Source organism: Aliidiomarina halalkaliphila, assembly GCF_007096385.1.
In the GTDB taxonomy this organism is placed as follows: Bacteria; Pseudomonadota; Gammaproteobacteria; order Enterobacterales; family Alteromonadaceae; genus Aliidiomarina; species Aliidiomarina halalkaliphila.
Map to the genome: position 1 here is coordinate 19,066 of NZ_VJWL01000002.1, position 17,943 is coordinate 37,008.

Sequence of the window (17,943 nt, forward strand, 5' to 3'; positions counted from 1 at the left end):
GGTGAGGCCTTTATGAGCAAGTTACCTAGTTTAAAAAATCTCAGCTATTTGCTGGCGCTCCATCAACATCAGAATTTCAACCGCGCCGCCCAAGCGTGTTTTGTAAGCCAGTCTACGCTGAGTAGCGGTATCCAGAATCTGGAAGAGCAATTAGACTGCCAACTTATTGAGCGCGATCATAAGTCCTTTCTGTTTACCGGAATGGGTGAGGAGATTGTTGAACGCGCCCGTATGATTCTAACCAGTACCGAAGAGCTGGTGAACTTTGCCCAGAGCCAAGGCAATATTATGGAAGGACCACTCCGTGTGGGCTGTATCCCGACCATCGGGCCATTTTTGTTGGGTATTTTGAGCAAACGTCTGCAGGAACAATATCCAAAGTTGGAGTTGTTGATTCGTGAAGACACCACTGCGCAGCTCCTGAATCTACTCCGCGACGGTGAGCTTGATGTATTGATTCTGGCATTGCCTGTGGATTTACAAGGCAACCAACAATGGGTCGTGGGGCGAGACCCATTCAAAATGGCATTGTCGCCAAAAATGGCTGCGCTGGCGGGAAATCCCGTGGATTATGCAAAGCTTCCAAACAAAAGCATTTTCTTACTCGAGAAAGAACATTGCTTAACAGAGCATGCCGTTACCGCCTGCCGACTCGGGAACCGCGAGAAAATTAATCCGTTCACGGCAGCAAGCCTGCATAGCTTGGTGCAAATGTCAGAATCCCTGAACGGTTCTACCTTTGTGCCGCAAATGGCCATTGATGCAGGGATTTTAAACGGCAGCGATTTAGTGACGGTGGATCCAAGTGGTGGCGAAGCGTTTCGAGAAATCGGCCTAGTATTTCGACCGACCACTAGTCGACGGCAAACATTCCGTAAACTTGCCGAAACCCTTGCGGAGCTTTTACCCATTGCAACGCTGCGTTAAGAGGAATAACGCAAGTCGTCTCGGGATTATGGCGAGTAAACGTCTTTTGTGATCGATTCTTGCGCCCGCATGGTATTGATCTACGCTTATAAATTCCCCGCTTCCGTGAATTTTGCTGAAGCTGGTAGTGATTTTGACCCTGAGTTAACAAGGAGTGAACCATGAAATTCGCAACTGTTGCGCTTGCTACATCGATGGCGCTAGGCGCATCGGCATTAGTTACAGCAACCGCTGAAGCGAAAACCATCGAAACACGGTGGGCCGACGTAGAAGTAGAAACTGTCGCTGAAGGACTCGTTCGCCCTTGGGGTATCGCATTTCTCCCCGAAGGCCGGCTTTTGGTAACGGAAATGGAAGGGCGTTTGCGCATTATTGAAGCAGACGGTTCTTTAGGCGAACCCATCCGCGGTGTTCCTGAAGTCACTGTCCGCAATCAAGGTGGTCTGCTCGACGTGGCACTTGCACCGGATTTTGAAACGTCCAACCGCATTTATTTAACCTGGTCTGAAGCGGAAACTTCAGGTAGCAACGTGACAAGCACGGCGGTTGCCCACGCCGTACTCGGTGACGGCGAACTGCATAATCTGACGACTATCTTCAGCCAATATCCAAAAGTTGAGGGCGGGCGTCACTACGGCGGACGTATGGTATTTAGCCACGATGGTCGCTATCTCTATGTAGGCTTAGGTGACCGCGGTCATCAAATGAAAGAATCGCAAGATCTCGATAGCCATACGGGCACTTTGATTCGCCTGTATGCCAATGGTGAAGTTCCGCAGGACAACCCATTTGTGGGCCAAGAGGGCGCGTTGCCAGAAATTTGGTCGTATGGTCATCGCAACATTCAAGGGATCGACATTCAGCCCAGTACCGGTCTGATGTGGGCCGTTGAACATGGTCCACAGGGTGGTGATGAGCTGAATTTGCCTGAACCGGGCAAAAATTATGGCTGGCCTTTAATCACTCACGGCGAAGCCTATGGTGGTGGCCAAATGAGTGAAACCATTAGTTTTAATAAGGATGGTATGGAGCTGCCCGTGTGGCATTGGACGCCATCCATTGCGGTATCAGGCATGACCTTCTACGACGGTGATGCTTTCCCAGAATGGCAGGGCAATGTGTTAGCAGCAGGCCTGCGCGGACAAGTGATTGCGCGCTTGGAAATTGATGGCAACCGCGTGATTCATGAAGAGCGCATGGCAGTGGATTATCGTATTCGGGAAATTCGTCAAGGGCCCGACGGTTATCTCTATTTGCTCACCGACGAGCGCGATAACGCCAAAGTATTACGCTTACGCCCTGCCCAATAACTAAAATGAGAGGACCATTAAATGGCGAATGTAGTGCCTTTTAGTGACGATGGTTTCCAACTCAATACAATTAGGCTCGCCGTGCTGGCGAGCCTATTTCTTTCTAGCGTTCAGGCGCAAACCGTCGACACCACCGAAACGGAAGATACCGCTGCGATTAATGACTACGTGGTAGTCACCGCGACCCGCACAGAGCGCCCGTGGATCGCCACGCCGGCGTCGGTGGAGCGGGTCGATGTATCCCAGCAATTACCGGGGCAACGCACCGATGCCGCTGAGCTATTGCAAGGGTTAGCGGGAGTACAAACCGATACGCGATATAACTTTGCCCAAGATACCCGCGTGGTACTGCGCGGATTTGGTACCCGAGCGGCCTTTGGCGTGCGCGGTGTGCGCATGCGCCTTGATGGTATTCCCTTATCCATGCCTGATGGCCAAGCCCAAACCTCCAGTATTTTGTTAGATGAACCCGCCCGAGTCGAAGTGCTTCGCGGGCCTTTTGCGGCCATTTACGGGAACTCTGCCGGTGGTGTGATTGATTTGCAAAGCGAGCGGCCACTTCGTAGCGAGCTTACGGCGGATCTCAGTGCTGGGTCTGCCAACCGCGAACGCCAGCGCTTACGAGGGGTTTATGCGCAAGAGCAGCATTCCTTTAGCCTTGATTATGCGCGCTTTCGTACCGACGGTGATCGACCCCGCAGTCAAGTAGAGCGCGACCAATGGGCCGCCCGTTGGTATATGGATGTGACCGATAGCATGGAATTAATCCTGCGTTGGGACGACAACGACGCGCCCCTGCTACAAGATCCACTCGCGCTCACCCCTGAACAATGGCGAGAGGATCCGAGCCAAACTGCCAGTCAAGCAACAACCTTTGATACGCGCAAAACCATACGCCACCGCCAACAGTCCATTACCCTGCGCGACCAATTGGATGCGACCGAGTGGCGGGTTGCCGCTTGGACAGGTCAGCGGGATATTGAACAGTACCTTGCCTTTCCCGGCGCTGCGATTACCGCCTCTGGTGGGGTCGTCGATCTTGAGCGGAGCTTTGCAGGGGTAAACGCCACCTACAGTTGGTTACCCTTACACGAGCACGATTGGCGTGTGACCCTTGGTGTGGATTTTGAGCGCCAAACCGACGAGCGCAAAGGTTATGTGAATCAGATGGGAACGCGCGGCGATTTACGTCGTGACGAAACGGGCCGCGTGCGTAGTCAGGATGTAGCTCTCATCAGTGACTATGCAATTAACCCGCGAATGACCTGGCTGTTTGGCTTACGCTACAGCGATTTGGATTTCCAGGTCGACGACCGCTTTATTGTACCGGGCAATCCCGACGATAGCGGCGAGACCAGTTATCAGGAATGGTCCTGGAGCTCTGGTGTGAATTACCAAATTAACCCAAATCTCAGTGGCTTTATTGCCACGGGACGCGGCTTTGAAACACCCACCCTCACGGAAATGGCCTACCAGAACGAAGGAACCGGGCTGAATACGGATCTGCGTGCCGCAAAATTAGAGCAACATGAATTGGGCCTCAAATGGTTCCGTGGCAATTGGCGTGGGCAAGCGTCTGCCTTTACTATCGACACCCGCGATGACCTCGTTGTCGACCAAAGCATCGATGGTCGCACTACCTATCGCAATGCAGCGCGCACCGAACGTCAGGGCATTGAGTTAAGTACGTATTGGGCAGCAAACGACTATTGGTTGATTCGCACCGCCTATACTTGGCTGGATGCTCGCTATCGCGGTGACGAAAACGATGGCAACCGATTACCCGGACTGGCCCGCAGCAATTTGTATTCACAATTGGAGTGGCGCCCATGGGGTGACCAGCGCATCCGTATCTCACTGGAGAACCAATATCGCTCGCGGGTACCGACGACCGACAGCAATAATGAATATGCTCCAGCGGCAAGCGTGTGGAACGCAGCCATTCAAAGCAGCTACGGCATCGCAAACTGGTCGCTCAAGCCCTGGCTGCGCATCAATAACCTAGGCGATAAAACCTATGTGGGGTCGGTGGTCGTAAATCAAGGGAATGGACGTTCATTCGAGCCAGCTCCAGGCCGAATTTGGCTCGCGGGCTTTACCCTAAGTCGCGCCTTTTAACGCCATCTAAGCATCCGACGCATCGGCGTTATCCGCATTTTCGGCGGTGCTATCGGATAACCAGCGATACAAGGTACGACGCGTTACCCCAAGAATCTCAGCCGCTTTGCGTTTATTGCCGCCAGTTTCTCGCAGTACATAGCGCACGTAGTCTTGCTGCACTTCGTTAAGGCTACGCAGGGGCTGTTTTGCCGACGATGGTGTGTTTGGCTCGGCCACATCAATATCTTTTTGCATGCGCTCCGGTAAATGCTTCGCCTCAATCGCATGGCCTTCACTAAAGGTAACGGCTCGCTCCACTGCATTGCGCAGCTCCCGCACATTGCCGGGAAATGGATAGCGATAGATGCGATCCATCGCATCAGGACTAAACACCGGTTTGTGTTCGTTGTTTCTAGTTAATTCCGCGAGAATGGATTGGGCCAACAGTTCGCGATCATCACCACGTTCACGCAATGCGGGCACAGCAATACTTAATGTTTCCAGTCGATAAAATAAATCTTCGCGGAATTTGCTTTGATCCACCAAGGATTCTAAATCCCGATGAGTGGCGGCCACGATACGAACATTTACTTTTACTTCCTGATCCGAGCCCACCGGACGCATGGTGCCTTCTTGCAGCACGCGCAGGAGCTTGGCTTGCAAATCCAGTGGCATCTCGCCAATTTCATCGAGCAGAAGAGTGCCACCCTCGGTTTCCTTGAGCAATCCTCCACGAGCTTTCTGAGCGCCGGTAAAGGCACCAGCCGCATGGCCAAAGAATTCACTTTCAATCAATTCCGCTGGAATTCCAGCACAGTTTACCGCCCGAAATGGTTTCTCGGCCCGCTCACTTTCTTGATGAATGGCTTTTGCAACCAATTCCTTACCGGTGCCACTTTCACCTAATACCAATACTGGCGCATCCGATGCCGCCACTTGGCGAATCCGTTGGTAGAGTTGCCGCATCACCCGACTGTGGCCAATCATGCCATGAAAGTCGTCGGCGCGTTGTTGTTCGCGCATTGTTGCAACCTCGGTTCGCAGCCGACGATGATTCAGCAAGCGCTGAACCGTGAGCAACATATGCTCAATATCCAGAGGTTTAGTAAGGAAATCATCGGCTCCTTGTTTGAGTGCTTCTACGGCCTGATCCACAGTGCCAAAAGCTGTAATCAGTAACACCGCAGGAGCGTCAGGCAGCGCTTTTAGCCTCGGGATCAATGTCATGCCGTCAGCACCGGGCAAACGCAAATCACTCACGACCAATACTGGCTGCCAAGACTCTACCAAGGGCCATGCGTCTTCCACCGATAGTGCGTGGCGTACAGAAAAACCTTCTGCTTCGAGCTCTTCAACAAGAAGCTCTGCAAGACCTGGATCATCTTCAACAACCAAAATACGTTCTGCCATGTGTCCTCTTTGAGCTGTGTTATTCGTTATCGCCATTCAAGCGGAAGCGCATAACTGCTTCGCAGCCATGGCGGTCGACTCGGTTACGCAATTGCAAACGGCCACCATGTTCTTGAGCGACATTATCGACGATGGCCAAACCCAAACCGGTGCCTTCGCCTTGTCCCTTGGTGGTGAAAAACGGTTCCGTCAATTTCTCTAACGCGATGCCTTCGGGCAATCCCGGACCGTCATCGACCACCCAAATCAATAATTCCTGCACCCGCTTCTCGTGCAAGCTGGCGCCGTTACCGGTCACTTCAAGGGCAACATCTACCTGACCTTGAGCCACTTGCGCGGCATTGCGCACCAAATTCACCAAAGCCAACTCAAGGCGCGACTCGCTGCCTTGCAGGGTTGGCATGTAGCCTTTCGGAACATGGAGTTTGAGCTCCGGCCCATCACCAGGTAATTCGTGGCGCACACTCTCTAATACATTCTCGAGTAATTTGGGCAAATCAATAGCCGCCTGACTTATCTCCGCCTGCACATGCCCTGGTCGCGAGTAATTTAATAACTGCTGCACAATGCGCGTGAGCCGAGCCACTTGCCCCCGAATGGCCTGCAACTGGCGCAAGTTCTCGGCATCTTCGGTACTTTTCTGTAAACGTCGCGCGCGACCATCGATAACCGTGAGGGGCGCCCCAAGTTCATGGGCAATACCGCTGGTTACCCGACCAATCGCGGCCATTTTTTCTTGATGCTGAAGGCGCTCTGCCATATCGGCTTCCTGCTGTCGTGATTGCGCCAGCTCCGACTCTTTACGTTCGATACTATCGAGCATTTGGTTGAGCCCACGGGCAATTTCCGCAAGTTCACCTGGTCCACGCTCGGGGGCGCGGGTCTCGCGTTGACCACTTTCTACTTGATTCATGGTATGAATTAGCGCACTCATATGGCGTCCCACACCCCGGTAGTGACCAAAGATCACAATCGTAAGCGTAAGCAGCGCCATAATGCCCCAAATCGACCACGCCCATAAACTTAAACGTCGAAAGCTGGCATCAAAATCACTGGCCTGCCGATTAATTTGAATAAAACCATTAGGCTGACCCAAGGCATCAAAGATCGGTAAAAATTGGGAATACATATCCACACCGGAGATCGGGCGCACCCGTTCTTGTTGCTCACCGGTAATTACAACTTCTTGGGCCACACGGCTGCGGGATAAGTCGCCCGACACAATACCTGTCGCAGCCACTTGGTTTCCGTCCACATCGTATACAGAGGCACCATACACTCGACCAATCTCGAACACCGAATCAAGAGAGCGTTCCACCGCATCAAAGTCACCCGCCAATAAGGCTTCTTCTACCGGCAAACGAATGGCGCGCCCGAGTAGTTCTAAATCCATTTTTAAGCGTTGGGTTTCTTGGGTGTTCATGCGCTCGAGCCCCAAACCCAATCCCATGCCCACAATGGTGAGGATAGGAAGCACCACGTAGAGCAAGAGCGCCCTTTGAATGCCCGTCAAACGCCAAACCGCCGATGCTTTTTCGGTTTTCATACAACTCCCGAAGATAATGTGAGTAGTCAGTTCCTCTGGTCAATAAAGAGACAACAGAGCCATTGTGACACAAAATGACACAGTCAAAAATGTCACATGGGACAAAAGTATACACATATGACGTGCTTTCGAAGCTGAGTGGCCGTGTAAATAAATGGGAAATACCCGAGGAACCCACTAAATTTCAGTGAGTTATATTATCACTACGAAAGTTGGCATGGTCTTCGCAATGTATTTCAGTGACAGTTTTGTTTTTTAATTCCTAAGGAGGAATTTATGTTGAAACGTACTTTTGCACTATCTGCTATCGCTGCTGCCATGTTCTCAATGCCTGCGCTTGCCCAACAGCAAGATGATCCTCAGGCGTATGCTCAACAGCAAATGGAGCAAATGGCGAACGAGCCAGTAACGGAAGAGCAACTTGAGAAGTTTGTGGTGGCTATCGGTCATATCGAGCGGATCAACAATGAGTTTGTCACTGCTTTGGAATCGGTAGAGACCCAAGAAGAAGCACAGGAACTGCAAATCAACGCTCAGCGCGAAATGGTTGAGTCTGTTGAAGACACTGGGTTAAGCGTAGAAGAGTACAATGCCCTCGCATATCGCTTGCAGAACGATCCAGAAATTCAGCAAGCTGTTGAAGAGATGCGTGAATCAGACGATTACTAAGATGTGATTACCCTGTTGGGTTCATCGAGACACATCTGGTAACGTGAAAAAACCAGTCGGCCCGCCGGCTGGTTTTTCTTTTGTCAGCGCCTTTAAATAAGACAGATGCCGCGTGTGGCGATTTACGTTATGATGTTTCGGCACATTTAGCACACCATTCTAATAAGAGGAATTACCCATGCGTCACATTATAATGTGCGTATCGGCGCTGCTTCTGGTCACAGCATGTTCACCGGCACCTGAAGTCGATGAACCCCTGTATCCGGCTCAAGTCGATGCGGACGGTTATGTTGATAGTCACTTCAGTGACACCTATCGCGACCACCTGCGTACTTTGTCATCTGATGAATTTGAAGGCCGCGCACCAGGTACCAAAGGTGAAGAACTAACCATTGACTACATTGCCAGTTTATTCCGTGAATTGGGCATTCAATCGTTTACCAACGAAAACTACACGCAACCAGTGCCCTTAGTACGCATTGCTCCAAGCCGTGTCACCAATATGGCATTGCAACACAACGGCGAGCAAAGTGAATTAGCGTACCGTTCAGAAATGATGGGTTGGACCAATCGCGTTGTAGACTCCATTGAAGTAACCGATTCGGATCTCGTGTTCGTTGGATACGGTATCGTGGCTCCAGAGTTTAACTGGAACGATTACGAAGGTTTGGATGTTGAAGGCAAAACCGTGGTGATGTTTGTTAACGACCCAGGCTATGCCACGCAAGATCCAGCCTTGTTTAACGGCAATTCCATGACTTATTACGGCCGTTGGACATATAAATTCGAAGAAGCGGCTCGGCAAGGTGCCACAGGCGCCATTATCATTCACGAAGATGGCCCTGCAGGGTATGGCTGGGGCGTAATTGCCGGTGGTTCACCGGTGCGCTTTACCATGAAAACCGACAACAACAACATGCATCGCGTAGAACTAGAAGGCTGGGTGACTGCCGATAGTGCCGAGAAGCTGTTCGAAAACGCGGGAATGTCGCTTGCCGAAGCACACGAGTTAGCACTCTCTTCAGACTTCTCACCTGTTGATTTAAACACTTCGTTGTCGATGACGGTCGAGAATGAATTTGCATATATCGACACTCACAACATCATCGGTTATATCGAAGGTTCAACCTATCCAGAAGAGCATGTGATCTATATGGCTCACTGGGATCACCTCGGTGTCGATCCCGTCAGCGGCGAGATTTACAACGGTGCTCAAGATAACGCGAGCGGCACTGCGGGCGTATTGTCTATTGCCGAGCGTTTCGCTGCAGGTCCACAACCCGAGCGTACCGTGGTATTTGCCTTAGTTGGCGCTGAAGAGCGCGGTTTGCTAGGTTCTGCTTGGTATGTTGAAAATCCATTACTGCCCCTCGATCAGGCCGTTGCGGGTATCAATATGGACATGCTAAACATGTATGGCCCGGTGCGCGATTTTGTTGTTGTAGGTTGGAATAACTCAGACATGCAGGCCTACGCGGAACCCTATGTGGTTGCACAAAATCGCTATCTTGCGCCCGAGAATAACCCTGAGGCGGGAATTTTCTACCGCTCAGATCACTTTAGTATGGCGAAAAAGGGCGTTCCAGTTCTGTATGCAAAAGGCGGCTTAGACCACTTTGAGCATGGTCGCGAGTACGGTCAGGAAAACCAAGCACGTTTGTACTCGGAGAAGTACCACAAGCCCGCCGACGAATATAATCCGGATTGGGATTTACGCGGCGTACATCAAGATCTGTGGATCTACTTCCGCGTGGGTCATGAACTGGCAAACAGCCGTGCTTGGCCCGTTTGGGCTGCCGGCAATGAGTTTGAAGCGTTACGCTTAGAAACTCAAGATCGTCGCCAGCGCTAAATTAGGCAACGGCAGCGATTCGCTGGGATTGCTTCCATAAGCGTTGATGCAAGGTGGCGACCGGTTCTAACGCACCGTTTGCCAACCATCGCGCCAACTCAGGCGCTACATCAGGCCAGTCCATGCGGACTGGCCTGTTCATTTCTAGCCACTCTTCCACGTGATTTACATTTAGATTTTCCATCACCGACGCTAACCGACGTTCCCGTAAACAACGCGCATTCGCCAATTGCTCAAACTGACCCAATAACGGCTTCACCAGAAGCTTTTTCCCACGCGCCAACGCTTCACTACTCGTTTCAAAACCGGCATTTGTAATTACCCCTTCCGCTTTTGCGAAGGATTGCGCAAAGCCGGGCCGCGACGGTTCGTAATAACGCACATGGCCATCGATGTGGGGCACCGCATCGGGGTGATACACCGAAAAGTTATATTCAGGAAAATTAGCCAGCAAGGCAGCAATCCGGGATACCGGTTCGAATGGCAGGTACACCAAAACCTCCCGCTGTAGCGACGGTTGCGCTGTTTGTTCGCCGTGAATAAGCGGCGGAATCACATGCTCCCCGATATTTTCCCAATGCATGCCTAACATGGTATCGCAGGGCGCAAACTGCTTGAGCATGGCGCGTTGTAACAAACTTGGCGATAACGTTGGCGTGGATCGGAAAAATGCATACTGGCGTCCCATGCCGATACAGCGCACACCTTGGCGTCGCGCGGCCCAGGCCGTGACAGGCTCGAAGTCGGTCACCACCAGATCATAACTGGATAAATCAAGCGCCCGCACATCCTGCCAAAATTGTGCCCAGGGATTATTGCTCAAGGTGTCTAGAAACGATACTCGGCCTTCGCGTACTGCGAAGCTCAGGCCTGGCCGCCACGCATAGTCACCGAAAATGTCCATATCAAAAAGTTTGTTCTGGGCCCGCCCAGACACCAGATAGTCCGCTTTAATATCATCGCGCTTACGTAGTGCTTCAGCCAACGCATGACAGCGACTGATATGACCATTTCCCGTACCTTGCACACCAATCAGAATTTTCACAAGTACACTCCATTTACTAACCAACGTGTGAGCGCGGCGAGAGCCATGCCTAAACCGGCACCCGCGAGAATATCAGTGGGGTAGTGCACGCCTAGGGCCACCCGCGACAATCCAATGGCCGCAGCCCATGCATACAGCCAAGGCGCGAGCGCTGGCATTAACGCGGCGGTGATCCCGGCAAACAAGAATGCTGCCGTGGTGTGTCCAGAAGGAAAGCTAAAGCGATCGCTGGCTTGAATAAGTGACCGAAAGTGGGCGACTCGGTCGCAGGGGCGGGCACGTTTTAAGGTGTTTTTAAGTAGCCAATAAACCGGCAACTCCATGGCAAATCCAACGAGAAGTAATAAGAACAGAGGCTGTGCTATCGGATCTTGGAGCAGAAAGGCGAGCAGGCACGTGGCCACATAGCCGTAGCCATCACCACTGCGGGAAATCCAGCGCGCAAGACAACCGCCGCTGGGGCGACGTAAGTGCATACTGAGCCAAAAAAATGCGATCTCATCGGCGCGTTGCAGTTGGTTCACCCATTTCATAGCCGTATCCTCACTGTCGACCTTGACGCAAGTGTAGGGCGCAGCGGTGACACTTTTGTTACGGCGTGGTGATAATTTGATGATAATTTAAGCGTTTCGAGCCCTCATCAGGCTTGTTCAAATGAATGCGACAAGGCATGATGCGAGGCATGATTCGTTGTGCTCTGGAGTAATTATGATTCGCCTATTTGGTAGCTACACCTCACCCTTTGTTCGTCACTGCCGTATTGCCTTTGCGCAAGTGCAACTGCCTTTTGAGTTTGTTGAAACCGACTACGCACAAAGTGCCGAGGGTTCACCGACACAACGCGTGCCTTTTCTTCGCATCGACGATCAACAGCTCAGCGATTCCACCAGCATTCTGAAATTTGTGCGTGAGGCCCAAGGGCACACCTTTTTGCCAGATTTATCCGAGTGTGAGTTGTATTGCCTCGCCAATACCTTGCTCGATACCACCATTAACTTATTTCTCTTGGAACGTGACGGCCTCACTCTCGATGCCGCGCCTTACCTGAAACGTCAGTTCGCACGGATACTGGCAACACTGGGTTTGTTAGAACAACAAAACTGGGATAACGTCCCCCTCGACGATGGCGTATTGCGTCTCTGCTGCTATTTAGATTGGGCCATCTTCCGCAACCGCGTGGATTTATCGCCTTACCCTAAGCTTCTCGCATTACTGGATCACGCCAAATCGGATCCAGATTTCGCAGCTACCGCGCCACCGCAATAAGCGTGTTGTAATGGCTACGGAACGCAAGGCGTTTTTGCTCGCCCTCGCTGCGGTATTGCTTTGGTCAACCGTGGCCACTGCGTTCAAAATCACGCTGAACTATATGTCACCCCTGCAAATGGTCACGGCGGCGAGTGTGGTGTCGTGGCTATTTCTCATGGGGATCCTCCTCGTCCAAGGGCGACTGCGTGAGCTGCTGCCTGAATGGCGTCAATATCGTGGCTACTATCTGCTATTAGGCTTACTCAACCCCCTCGTGTACTACTTAATCTTATTCGAAGCCTATCGACTATTACCGGCATCACAAGCTCAACCGCTCAACTACACCTGGGCCATTGCCCTGACACTGATGGCGGGCATTTTTCTTGGTCAGAAAATCCGTAAACGGGATTGGATTGCCTGTGCCTTTGGCTATCTCGGTGTGCTCTTTATTGCCACCCAAGGCGATATTTTCAGCCTGAGTTTTACCAGCCCGCTCGGCGTGGCCTTAGCGTTGCTCTCAACCTTTTTGTGGGCCGGCTATTGGATTTTAAACACCCGCCATCGCGCCGAGCCGGTACTAACCCTAGCGTTGTGTTTTAGTATTGCCATTCCTTTTGCGCTGGGGGCTAGCTTTATTTGGAGTGATTGGTCACAAGTACCATGGCAGGGGTGGGTCGCGGTAAGTTATGTGGGGCTGTTTGAAATGGGTCTCACCTTTGTGTTGTGGCTAAAAGCCATGAAACTTACTAAAAATACCGCGAAAATAAGCAACTTGATATTTATCTCGCCGTTTATATCGCTGTTGCTGCTCGCCGCTATCATTGGTGAAATCATCCACCCTTCCACGGTATTTGGACTGCTATTAATCATTACCGGTTTAGTGATCCAACAATGGCGACGCCGGACACGCGTCGCCGGAGAGGGTTAAGCCGATTAACGAAAGGCCAAGGTGACCATAATACCCGCAACGAATCCTATCAATACCGACATCACTACAATGGGCATCAGTATCCCCTTACCATCGTCACTTTCATTCGCTTCTCTTTGCAGTAAACTTTCCCGCGGAATTTCAAGTACTGCGCAGAGGGCATTACAGGTTTCTAATGAGCCTTGTCCCTGACTCTCCACTCGCTGCACTGTGCGTAAGCTCAACCCAGACACATCACTTAATTGTTGCTGGGTCCATCCCTTGCTCACACGCGTTTCGCGAACCACCGTCGCTTGGATTTCCATAGTCGCCTCCGCTTATCCGAGCCAGCGAGCGACTTGCCCACCCACAACGTAACCAACACCTGCACCCACAAACACCAGGAGTAGAAAGGTTTTCCACGAGAATGGTTTATTGGCGCCTTCATAGGCCCGTACCCAATCTTGATCGATAAGCGTGTCGCCTCGGTAGAGACGCGCAAAATACACGCCTTTTAATAGATTTCGCCATCCTTTAATACCTAGTTCGAGTTTGTAGGCGGTGCCATCAATAGTGAAATCGTGGCTTGATACAAAGCGCCAACTGCGCAGTTGCGAAACTTCCACGTCGTCCACGTACACACGTTCCCCAACATTCCATCCGGAAAACCATATACGTACTTGATGCCCATCCACATCAAAATAAACATTGCCTCCTGAACTCACGGTGTAGCCACTTTTGGGTATCTGTGATTCAGATGATTTCTCTTGCTGTGTCATTGAAAACTCCTGCGGTTGCGCTGTTAAGACCCGTCCATTTGAGCAGACACCGGGGGGAAATACGTCGTCAGTTTTATGACTGACTTAAAACTGGCGTACGCCAATCAGCCGCCAAACTTGCTTCAGTGTAATAAAATCAATGCGTTAGCGCCATGCGCAGAGACACACCCAACCTCCCGAATAAACAAGCCACTGCCTTACTACAACCACATCGCCATGAAATTTCGTTGAAAATAGGCCAAACTGAATCTTTCAACTGTGCAGAACTGAATACAGGAGTGCCCTGCATGTCTGAGTCTACGGTTCCCCAGCAATTACGTACACCCATCTACGGGTTATTTATCCTTGCACTGCTCTACACCTTCTATTTGGCTCATGCCATTTTACTTCCTATCGTGCTCGCGATCCTGGTGACCTTGCTGTTTTCTCCAGCGGTGGTGTGGCTTGAGAAAAAACTCAATTTGCACCGTGCCATTTCGTCGCTGGCCTTGTTAGTGGCGTTAGTTACCGGAATGACCGCCATTGGCTATTCCATGCTACAGCCCATCAGTGAATGGGCCGAGCGCGTGCCCGCCACCATTGGTCAGTTGTTGCCCGGTGATAGCGCCCTCGAGCAGCAGCTCGACCAAATTACCGAATCGGCGGAGCGCTTTGAGGATGAGCTCGACGAACAACTAGGTAACGATGATGTGGCAAGTACCCAAACCGTTGTAATGCAAACAGACTCCTGGCGTAGTCAACTTGCCACCGGTGTTTACGAAGGGATTGCTGGACTTGCATTAGCCTTAGCCTTAACTTATTTTTTGCTGGTCAGTGGCGACCATTTGGTGCGCAATCTAGCGCGACAAATGAAACGACCTAAGCGACAAATTACCTTACGCATTCTGCGCAGCGGGCAAGAACAGATTGCCCGATACCTATTGGTGATCACCTCGGTAAATGGCAGTATTGGTGTCGCGGTGGGGCTGATTAGTTGGGCCATTGGCTTACCCAATCCGATCGTATTGGGCGTGATGGCCGCGCTCACACGATTTATTCCCTATATCGGGGTGTTTATCGCTTTTGGTTTACTCACCGTTGTGTCGGTAGCCACCTTTGATACCTACGCGATGATGTTGATCGCTCCATTGAGCTTTGCCGTAATCACCAGTACGGTCGGTTTTTTCCTTGAGCCTTATATTCACGGACAACGATTAGCCGTAAATCCGGTGATCATTTTTGTGTCGATCTTTTTCTGGGGATGGTTATGGGGGCCCATTGGTGTCTTGATCGCGGTTCCACTAATGACGGTCATTATGGTGTTTATCAGCCATATTCCACAACTCAAGCCCGTGTACAACGTCATAGTGAATAAGAAGAAAAGTCGACGAGAAAAAGCACGCACCTAAGGTGTGCAAATCAACTGGAGGGATACATGAAGTTACTTGTGTTTGCAGGAAGTTTACGAAAAGCCTCGCTCAATCGAAAACTCGCAAAACATATTGCCCGAGCAGCAGAAGCCGAGGGTTGTGAAGTGATATACCTCGATCTGAATGATTATCCATTACCCGTGTATAACGGCGATATCGAAGACCAAGGCATGCCGGAAAATGTACATCGCTTACAAGAACTCATGCGCAACGCGGATGGCTTCTTGATAAGCACACCCGAGTATAACGGCGCGGTTCCCGCGGTCGTAAAAAACACGTTAGACTGGATGTCCCGTAAACAAAAAAATGGCGACTCCGGTGGCCAACTCTTTCAAGCGAAAGTGGCGGGTATCTGTTCAGCATCACCTGGGGCTCTAGGCGGCTTGCGCGCTCTACTGCTTCTGCGTGATCAACTTGCCAAATTAGGCATGTGGGTCGCACCCACGCAATTTGCGCTGAGCAAAGCCAGTGAGCAGTTTCACGACGACGATTCGCTAAAAAGTGATCATCACGAACGCATCCTTGCGGTCATTCGCAGCGTTATGTCGTTCCACAAATCTCATCAATAGGCTATTCTGCGGTATATAAAACGGGTACCTGAGAGTAGTCACTAGTTTGTAAAACTTTGTCAGCTGTCGATGCGCCTCGCGCATTGCTCTGATAAAGTTTTAGCCGAGATCTACTCTCAGTATTTTCCGTTTATAAGCGTATATAAGGCAGCCAACGTGAATTTTCTCAGTCGTTTTATTCTGGTGAATGCTCTTTTCTGGAGTTCATTCACACTTCTCGCGTCCGATATTGAAGACGATATCGATGCATGCGCTGAGAATGGGAAAGGCTGTGTCGATACCCGTACTTGGCATTTCAAATTATCTGCGGGTTATGGAGAGCGCAGTAATCCACTGCATGGTGCCAAAAACCTACCGATTTATGTCATTCCTGATGTGTATTATTACGGCGACCGTTTTTTCTTGGATAACGGCACGTTGGGCTACAGTCTGCGTCAACGGTCACGGTTCGAACTAAGCGCAATCACCAAATTTAACCTTGAACGCGCTTATTTCGCCAGCAATCTCACTGGTTTCTGGCTCGGTAATCAAGTGGTGTCCGGTAGTGGCGATATTGGCTTCACACCTCCTCCCGACGACAGCGATCCCACAGGCTCGTCCGGCAGCAGTGGTTTAACGTTAAACATTGACGACGTTGCGTCGCGCAAATGGGCGGTCGATGCGGGAATTCAGCTCGACTCGTATCCCTATCAGAATTTGCACCTTCGTATCCAAGTACTGACGGATATCACTGGCGTACACAATGGACAACAAGCCAATGTGCGTGTGGCAACACCACTGCAAGGCCGCTTTGGATTGATTGAATTAGGCGCCGAGCTGCACTGGAAAAGCGACGATCTGATTGATTATTACTACGGTATTGGACCGCGGGACCAAGGCGTGCCCCCGGCGTACTATTACCAAGGTAGCTCGGTGTGGCAGCCTGCGCTCACCCTGTCTTGGCACTACCCGCTTGCAGAAAAATGGAGCTGGGTGAGTAGTGGTCGTATGCAATGGTTAGGGTCGGGCATGAGCGATAGCCCCTTGGTGGAGCGACGCCATGTGTTCACCTTCTTTACGGGGGTGCAATATCGCTTCTAGTCTGCTTCCTGCGGTGCTCTTGCTCATAGCAAGCGGCACCACTGAATCAACAGACAACCAAACCGAACCGTGTTTGGCTGAAGCCTGTTTGTCGGCAAAACCCGAAGTGTGCATTGTTGAGCGAGCCGATGAGGTGTGCTTACAAGAATTGCGTGTTCATTGGGTAACTCAAGAGATTCAACCGGTTTGTTTAGCCTTGGGCGAGCACGAATTACAGTGCTGGCAAAACAGCGATGAAGGTAGCTATCAAGGACAATTCGAATGGCCGCGTCAAGGCCGCTTAACCCTGCTTAACGGCTATGGTGATGTGATCGTGTATTTAGAAATATCTACCCAGAGTTTACGACCGCGTCAGCGCCGTCGACTCGGTTCGCCATGGAGTATCTTTTAATGTCGAAACGAATTCTAATCGCAGAAGATGATACACGGCTTGCCAAGCTGATCTCAGACTATTTGCGCCAGCAGCAATTCGAAGTGTTCTGGGAAGCCGATGGTAATCGCGTATTGCCAGCGGTAAAACGTCATGAACCGGATCTGTTGATCCTGGATGTCATGCTTCCGGGCCGGGACGGCTTTGATCTGTGCCGAGCCATTCGAGGATCCTTTCGCGGACCTATCTTAATGTTTACTGCACGCGAGAGTGACATCGATCAGGTCTTAGGTCTTGAATTAGGTGCCGACGACTATGTCGTTAAGCCCGTAGAGCCACGGGTGTTATTAGCGCGAGTACAGGCGTTGCTGCGACGCTCTGGAGGCGTAGGGAATGCCAACGCCCAACAGCAACTCAATTTTGGTTCCCTTAAACTGAACGCCCGGGCACAAACCGTGGAGTTTCGCGGCGAGCCAGTGGTCCTGACCAGCCATGAGTTTGAACTGTTTTGGTATTTGGCGGAACGTGCGGGCAGTGTGGTCACGCGAGAATCCATCCACCGAGATGTGATCGGCCGCGAATACGATGGCTTAGATCGCACCGTCGATATGCGGGTGTCACATCTGCGCCGCAAAGTATTCGACGACCAAAAACAACCCACTCGATTAAAAACCGTGTGGGGCAAGGGGTATTTGTTTGTACCCGACGCCTGGAACGATTAA

At 51.2% G+C, this 17,943-nt stretch carries 18 protein-coding genes; 12 read left to right on the plus strand and 6 right to left on the minus strand.

Annotation, left to right across the window (positions count from 1 at the left end; all coding sequences use genetic code 11):
• Positions 1 to 12: 12 nt before the first annotated feature.
• The 3 genes from FM042_RS06680 (at position 13) to FM042_RS06690 (ending at position 4,355) form a co-directional block, all read left to right on the plus strand.
• Positions 13 to 927 (plus strand): hydrogen peroxide-inducible genes activator, encoded by a 915-nt coding sequence (locus tag FM042_RS06680; protein ID WP_143235651.1) that lies wholly within the window; start codon positions 13 to 15, stop codon positions 925 to 927.
• Positions 928 to 1,088: 161 nt separating this feature from the next.
• Positions 1,089 to 2,237 (plus strand): PQQ-dependent sugar dehydrogenase, encoded by a 1,149-nt coding sequence (locus tag FM042_RS06685; protein WP_143235652.1) that lies wholly within the window; start codon positions 1,089 to 1,091, stop codon positions 2,235 to 2,237.
• A gap of 21 nt (positions 2,238 to 2,258) precedes the next feature.
• A complete protein-coding gene (locus FM042_RS06690; protein ID WP_143235653.1) occupies positions 2,259 to 4,355 on the plus strand; it encodes a TonB-dependent receptor family protein in 2,097 nt (698 codons plus the stop codon).
• A 6-nt stretch (positions 4,356 to 4,361) separates the two neighbouring features.
• Here FM042_RS06690 and FM042_RS06695 read toward each other — a convergent pair whose 3' ends face one another.
• Complete coding sequence (locus FM042_RS06695) at positions 4,362 to 5,747, minus strand: sigma-54-dependent transcriptional regulator (protein ID WP_143235654.1); 1,386 nt, start codon at positions 5,745 to 5,747, stop codon at positions 4,362 to 4,364.
• Between the two features lie 19 nt (positions 5,748 to 5,766).
• Positions 5,767 to 7,293: a sensor histidine kinase gene (locus FM042_RS06700; protein ID WP_143235655.1), complete on the minus strand. Its 1,527-nt coding sequence runs from the start codon at positions 7,291 to 7,293 to the stop codon at positions 5,767 to 5,769.
• Between the two features lie 276 nt (positions 7,294 to 7,569).
• Here FM042_RS06700 and FM042_RS06705 point away from each other — a divergent pair, with 276 nt between their 5' ends.
• Both FM042_RS06705 and FM042_RS06710 read left to right on the plus strand, forming a co-directional pair.
• Entirely contained in the window at positions 7,570 to 7,962 is a 393-nt protein-coding gene (locus FM042_RS06705; protein ID WP_143235656.1) for a DUF4168 domain-containing protein, read from the plus strand.
• A 178-nt stretch (positions 7,963 to 8,140) separates the two neighbouring features.
• Complete coding sequence (locus FM042_RS06710; RefSeq protein ID WP_143235657.1) at positions 8,141 to 9,814, plus strand: M28 family metallopeptidase; 1,674 nt, start codon at positions 8,141 to 8,143, stop codon at positions 9,812 to 9,814.
• A gap of 1 nt (position 9,815) precedes the next feature.
• Here the strand turns inward: FM042_RS06710 and FM042_RS06715 are convergent, their stop codons facing one another.
• Together FM042_RS06715 and FM042_RS06720 are read right to left on the minus strand one after the other, a co-directional pair.
• Positions 9,816 to 10,859, minus strand: coding sequence for an MJ1255/VC2487 family glycosyltransferase (locus FM042_RS06715; RefSeq protein WP_143235658.1), 1,044 nt, complete (start codon positions 10,857 to 10,859; stop codon positions 9,816 to 9,818).
• The gene (locus FM042_RS06720; RefSeq protein ID WP_143235659.1) at positions 10,856 to 11,392 is read right to left on the minus strand and encodes a phosphatase PAP2 family protein; all 537 of its coding nucleotides are present in this window, start codon (positions 11,390 to 11,392) and stop codon (positions 10,856 to 10,858) included. Before FM042_RS06720 ends, FM042_RS06715 begins: the two co-directional genes overlap by 4 nt.
• Before the next feature lie 175 nt (positions 11,393 to 11,567).
• Between FM042_RS06720 and FM042_RS06725 the strand changes: the two genes are divergently transcribed.
• Both FM042_RS06725 and FM042_RS06730 read left to right on the plus strand, forming a co-directional pair.
• The gene (locus FM042_RS06725; RefSeq protein WP_232366394.1) at positions 11,568 to 12,125 is read left to right on the plus strand and encodes a glutathione S-transferase family protein; all 558 of its coding nucleotides are present in this window, start codon (positions 11,568 to 11,570) and stop codon (positions 12,123 to 12,125) included.
• Positions 12,126 to 12,135: 10 nt separating this feature from the next.
• The gene (locus FM042_RS06730; RefSeq protein WP_143235660.1) at positions 12,136 to 13,035 is read left to right on the plus strand and encodes a DMT family transporter; all 900 of its coding nucleotides are present in this window, start codon (positions 12,136 to 12,138) and stop codon (positions 13,033 to 13,035) included.
• A gap of 5 nt (positions 13,036 to 13,040) precedes the next feature.
• On the opposite strand, the gene FM042_RS06735 is transcribed toward FM042_RS06730, so the two are convergent.
• Positions 13,041 to 13,340, minus strand: coding sequence for a helix-turn-helix transcriptional regulator (locus FM042_RS06735; protein WP_143235661.1), 300 nt, complete (start codon positions 13,338 to 13,340; stop codon positions 13,041 to 13,043).
• Between the two features lie 12 nt (positions 13,341 to 13,352).
• Complete coding sequence (locus FM042_RS06740) at positions 13,353 to 13,793, minus strand: hypothetical protein (protein ID WP_143235662.1); 441 nt, start codon at positions 13,791 to 13,793, stop codon at positions 13,353 to 13,355.
• Between the two features lie 287 nt (positions 13,794 to 14,080).
• Here FM042_RS06740 and FM042_RS06745 point away from each other — a divergent pair, with 287 nt between their 5' ends.
• The 5 genes from FM042_RS06745 to FM042_RS06765 all read left to right on the plus strand — a co-directional run bounded on the left by FM042_RS06745 (position 14,081) and on the right by FM042_RS06765 (position 17,943).
• The gene (locus FM042_RS06745; protein WP_143235663.1) at positions 14,081 to 15,181 is read left to right on the plus strand and encodes an AI-2E family transporter; all 1,101 of its coding nucleotides are present in this window, start codon (positions 14,081 to 14,083) and stop codon (positions 15,179 to 15,181) included.
• 26 nt (positions 15,182 to 15,207) lie between these two features.
• Entirely contained in the window at positions 15,208 to 15,771 is a 564-nt protein-coding gene (locus tag FM042_RS06750; RefSeq protein ID WP_143235664.1) for an NADPH-dependent FMN reductase, read from the plus strand.
• 156 nt (positions 15,772 to 15,927) lie between these two features.
• A complete protein-coding gene (locus FM042_RS06755; RefSeq protein WP_185960731.1) occupies positions 15,928 to 16,851 on the plus strand; it encodes a MipA/OmpV family protein in 924 nt (307 codons plus the stop codon).
• Positions 16,811 to 17,242: a DUF3019 domain-containing protein gene (locus FM042_RS06760; protein ID WP_143235666.1), complete on the plus strand. Its 432-nt coding sequence runs from the start codon at positions 16,811 to 16,813 to the stop codon at positions 17,240 to 17,242. The genes FM042_RS06755 and FM042_RS06760 overlap by 41 nt, the downstream gene beginning before the upstream one ends.
• The gene (locus tag FM042_RS06765) at positions 17,242 to 17,943 is read left to right on the plus strand and encodes a response regulator transcription factor (RefSeq protein ID WP_185960732.1); all 702 of its coding nucleotides are present in this window, start codon (positions 17,242 to 17,244) and stop codon (positions 17,941 to 17,943) included. The genes FM042_RS06760 and FM042_RS06765 overlap by 1 nt, the downstream gene beginning before the upstream one ends.

Bases quoted from the DNA above. Each gene is read 5' to 3' on its own strand.
- FM042_RS06680 (WP_143235651.1), top strand. From the start codon at position 13: ATGAGCAAGTTACCTAGTTTAAAAAATCTCAGCTATTTGCTGGCGCTC.
- FM042_RS06765 (WP_185960732.1), top strand. From the start codon at position 17,242: ATGTCGAAACGAATTCTAATCGCAGAAGATGATACACGGCTTGCCAAG.
- FM042_RS06690 (WP_143235653.1), top strand. From the start codon at position 2,259: ATGGCGAATGTAGTGCCTTTTAGTGACGATGGTTTCCAACTCAATACA.
- FM042_RS06740 (WP_143235662.1), bottom strand. From the start codon at position 13,793: ATGACACAGCAAGAGAAATCATCTGAATCACAGATACCCAAAAGTGGC.
- FM042_RS06745 (WP_143235663.1), top strand. From the start codon at position 14,081: ATGTCTGAGTCTACGGTTCCCCAGCAATTACGTACACCCATCTACGGG.
- FM042_RS06735 (WP_143235661.1), bottom strand. From the start codon at position 13,340: ATGGAAATCCAAGCGACGGTGGTTCGCGAAACGCGTGTGAGCAAGGGA.
- FM042_RS06730 (WP_143235660.1), top strand. From the start codon at position 12,136: ATGGCTACGGAACGCAAGGCGTTTTTGCTCGCCCTCGCTGCGGTATTG.
- FM042_RS06750 (WP_143235664.1), top strand. From the start codon at position 15,208: ATGAAGTTACTTGTGTTTGCAGGAAGTTTACGAAAAGCCTCGCTCAAT.
- FM042_RS06695 (WP_143235654.1), bottom strand. From the start codon at position 5,747: ATGGCAGAACGTATTTTGGTTGTTGAAGATGATCCAGGTCTTGCAGAG.
- FM042_RS06705 (WP_143235656.1), top strand. From the start codon at position 7,570: ATGTTGAAACGTACTTTTGCACTATCTGCTATCGCTGCTGCCATGTTC.
- FM042_RS06720 (WP_143235659.1), bottom strand. From the start codon at position 11,392: ATGAAATGGGTGAACCAACTGCAACGCGCCGATGAGATCGCATTTTTT.
- FM042_RS06700 (WP_143235655.1), bottom strand. From the start codon at position 7,293: ATGAAAACCGAAAAAGCATCGGCGGTTTGGCGTTTGACGGGCATTCAA.
- FM042_RS06725 (WP_232366394.1), top strand. From the start codon at position 11,568: ATGATTCGCCTATTTGGTAGCTACACCTCACCCTTTGTTCGTCACTGC.
- FM042_RS06760 (WP_143235666.1), top strand. From the start codon at position 16,811: ATGTGTTCACCTTCTTTACGGGGGTGCAATATCGCTTCTAGTCTGCTT.
- FM042_RS06710 (WP_143235657.1), top strand. From the start codon at position 8,141: ATGCGTCACATTATAATGTGCGTATCGGCGCTGCTTCTGGTCACAGCA.
- FM042_RS06685 (WP_143235652.1), top strand. From the start codon at position 1,089: ATGAAATTCGCAACTGTTGCGCTTGCTACATCGATGGCGCTAGGCGCA.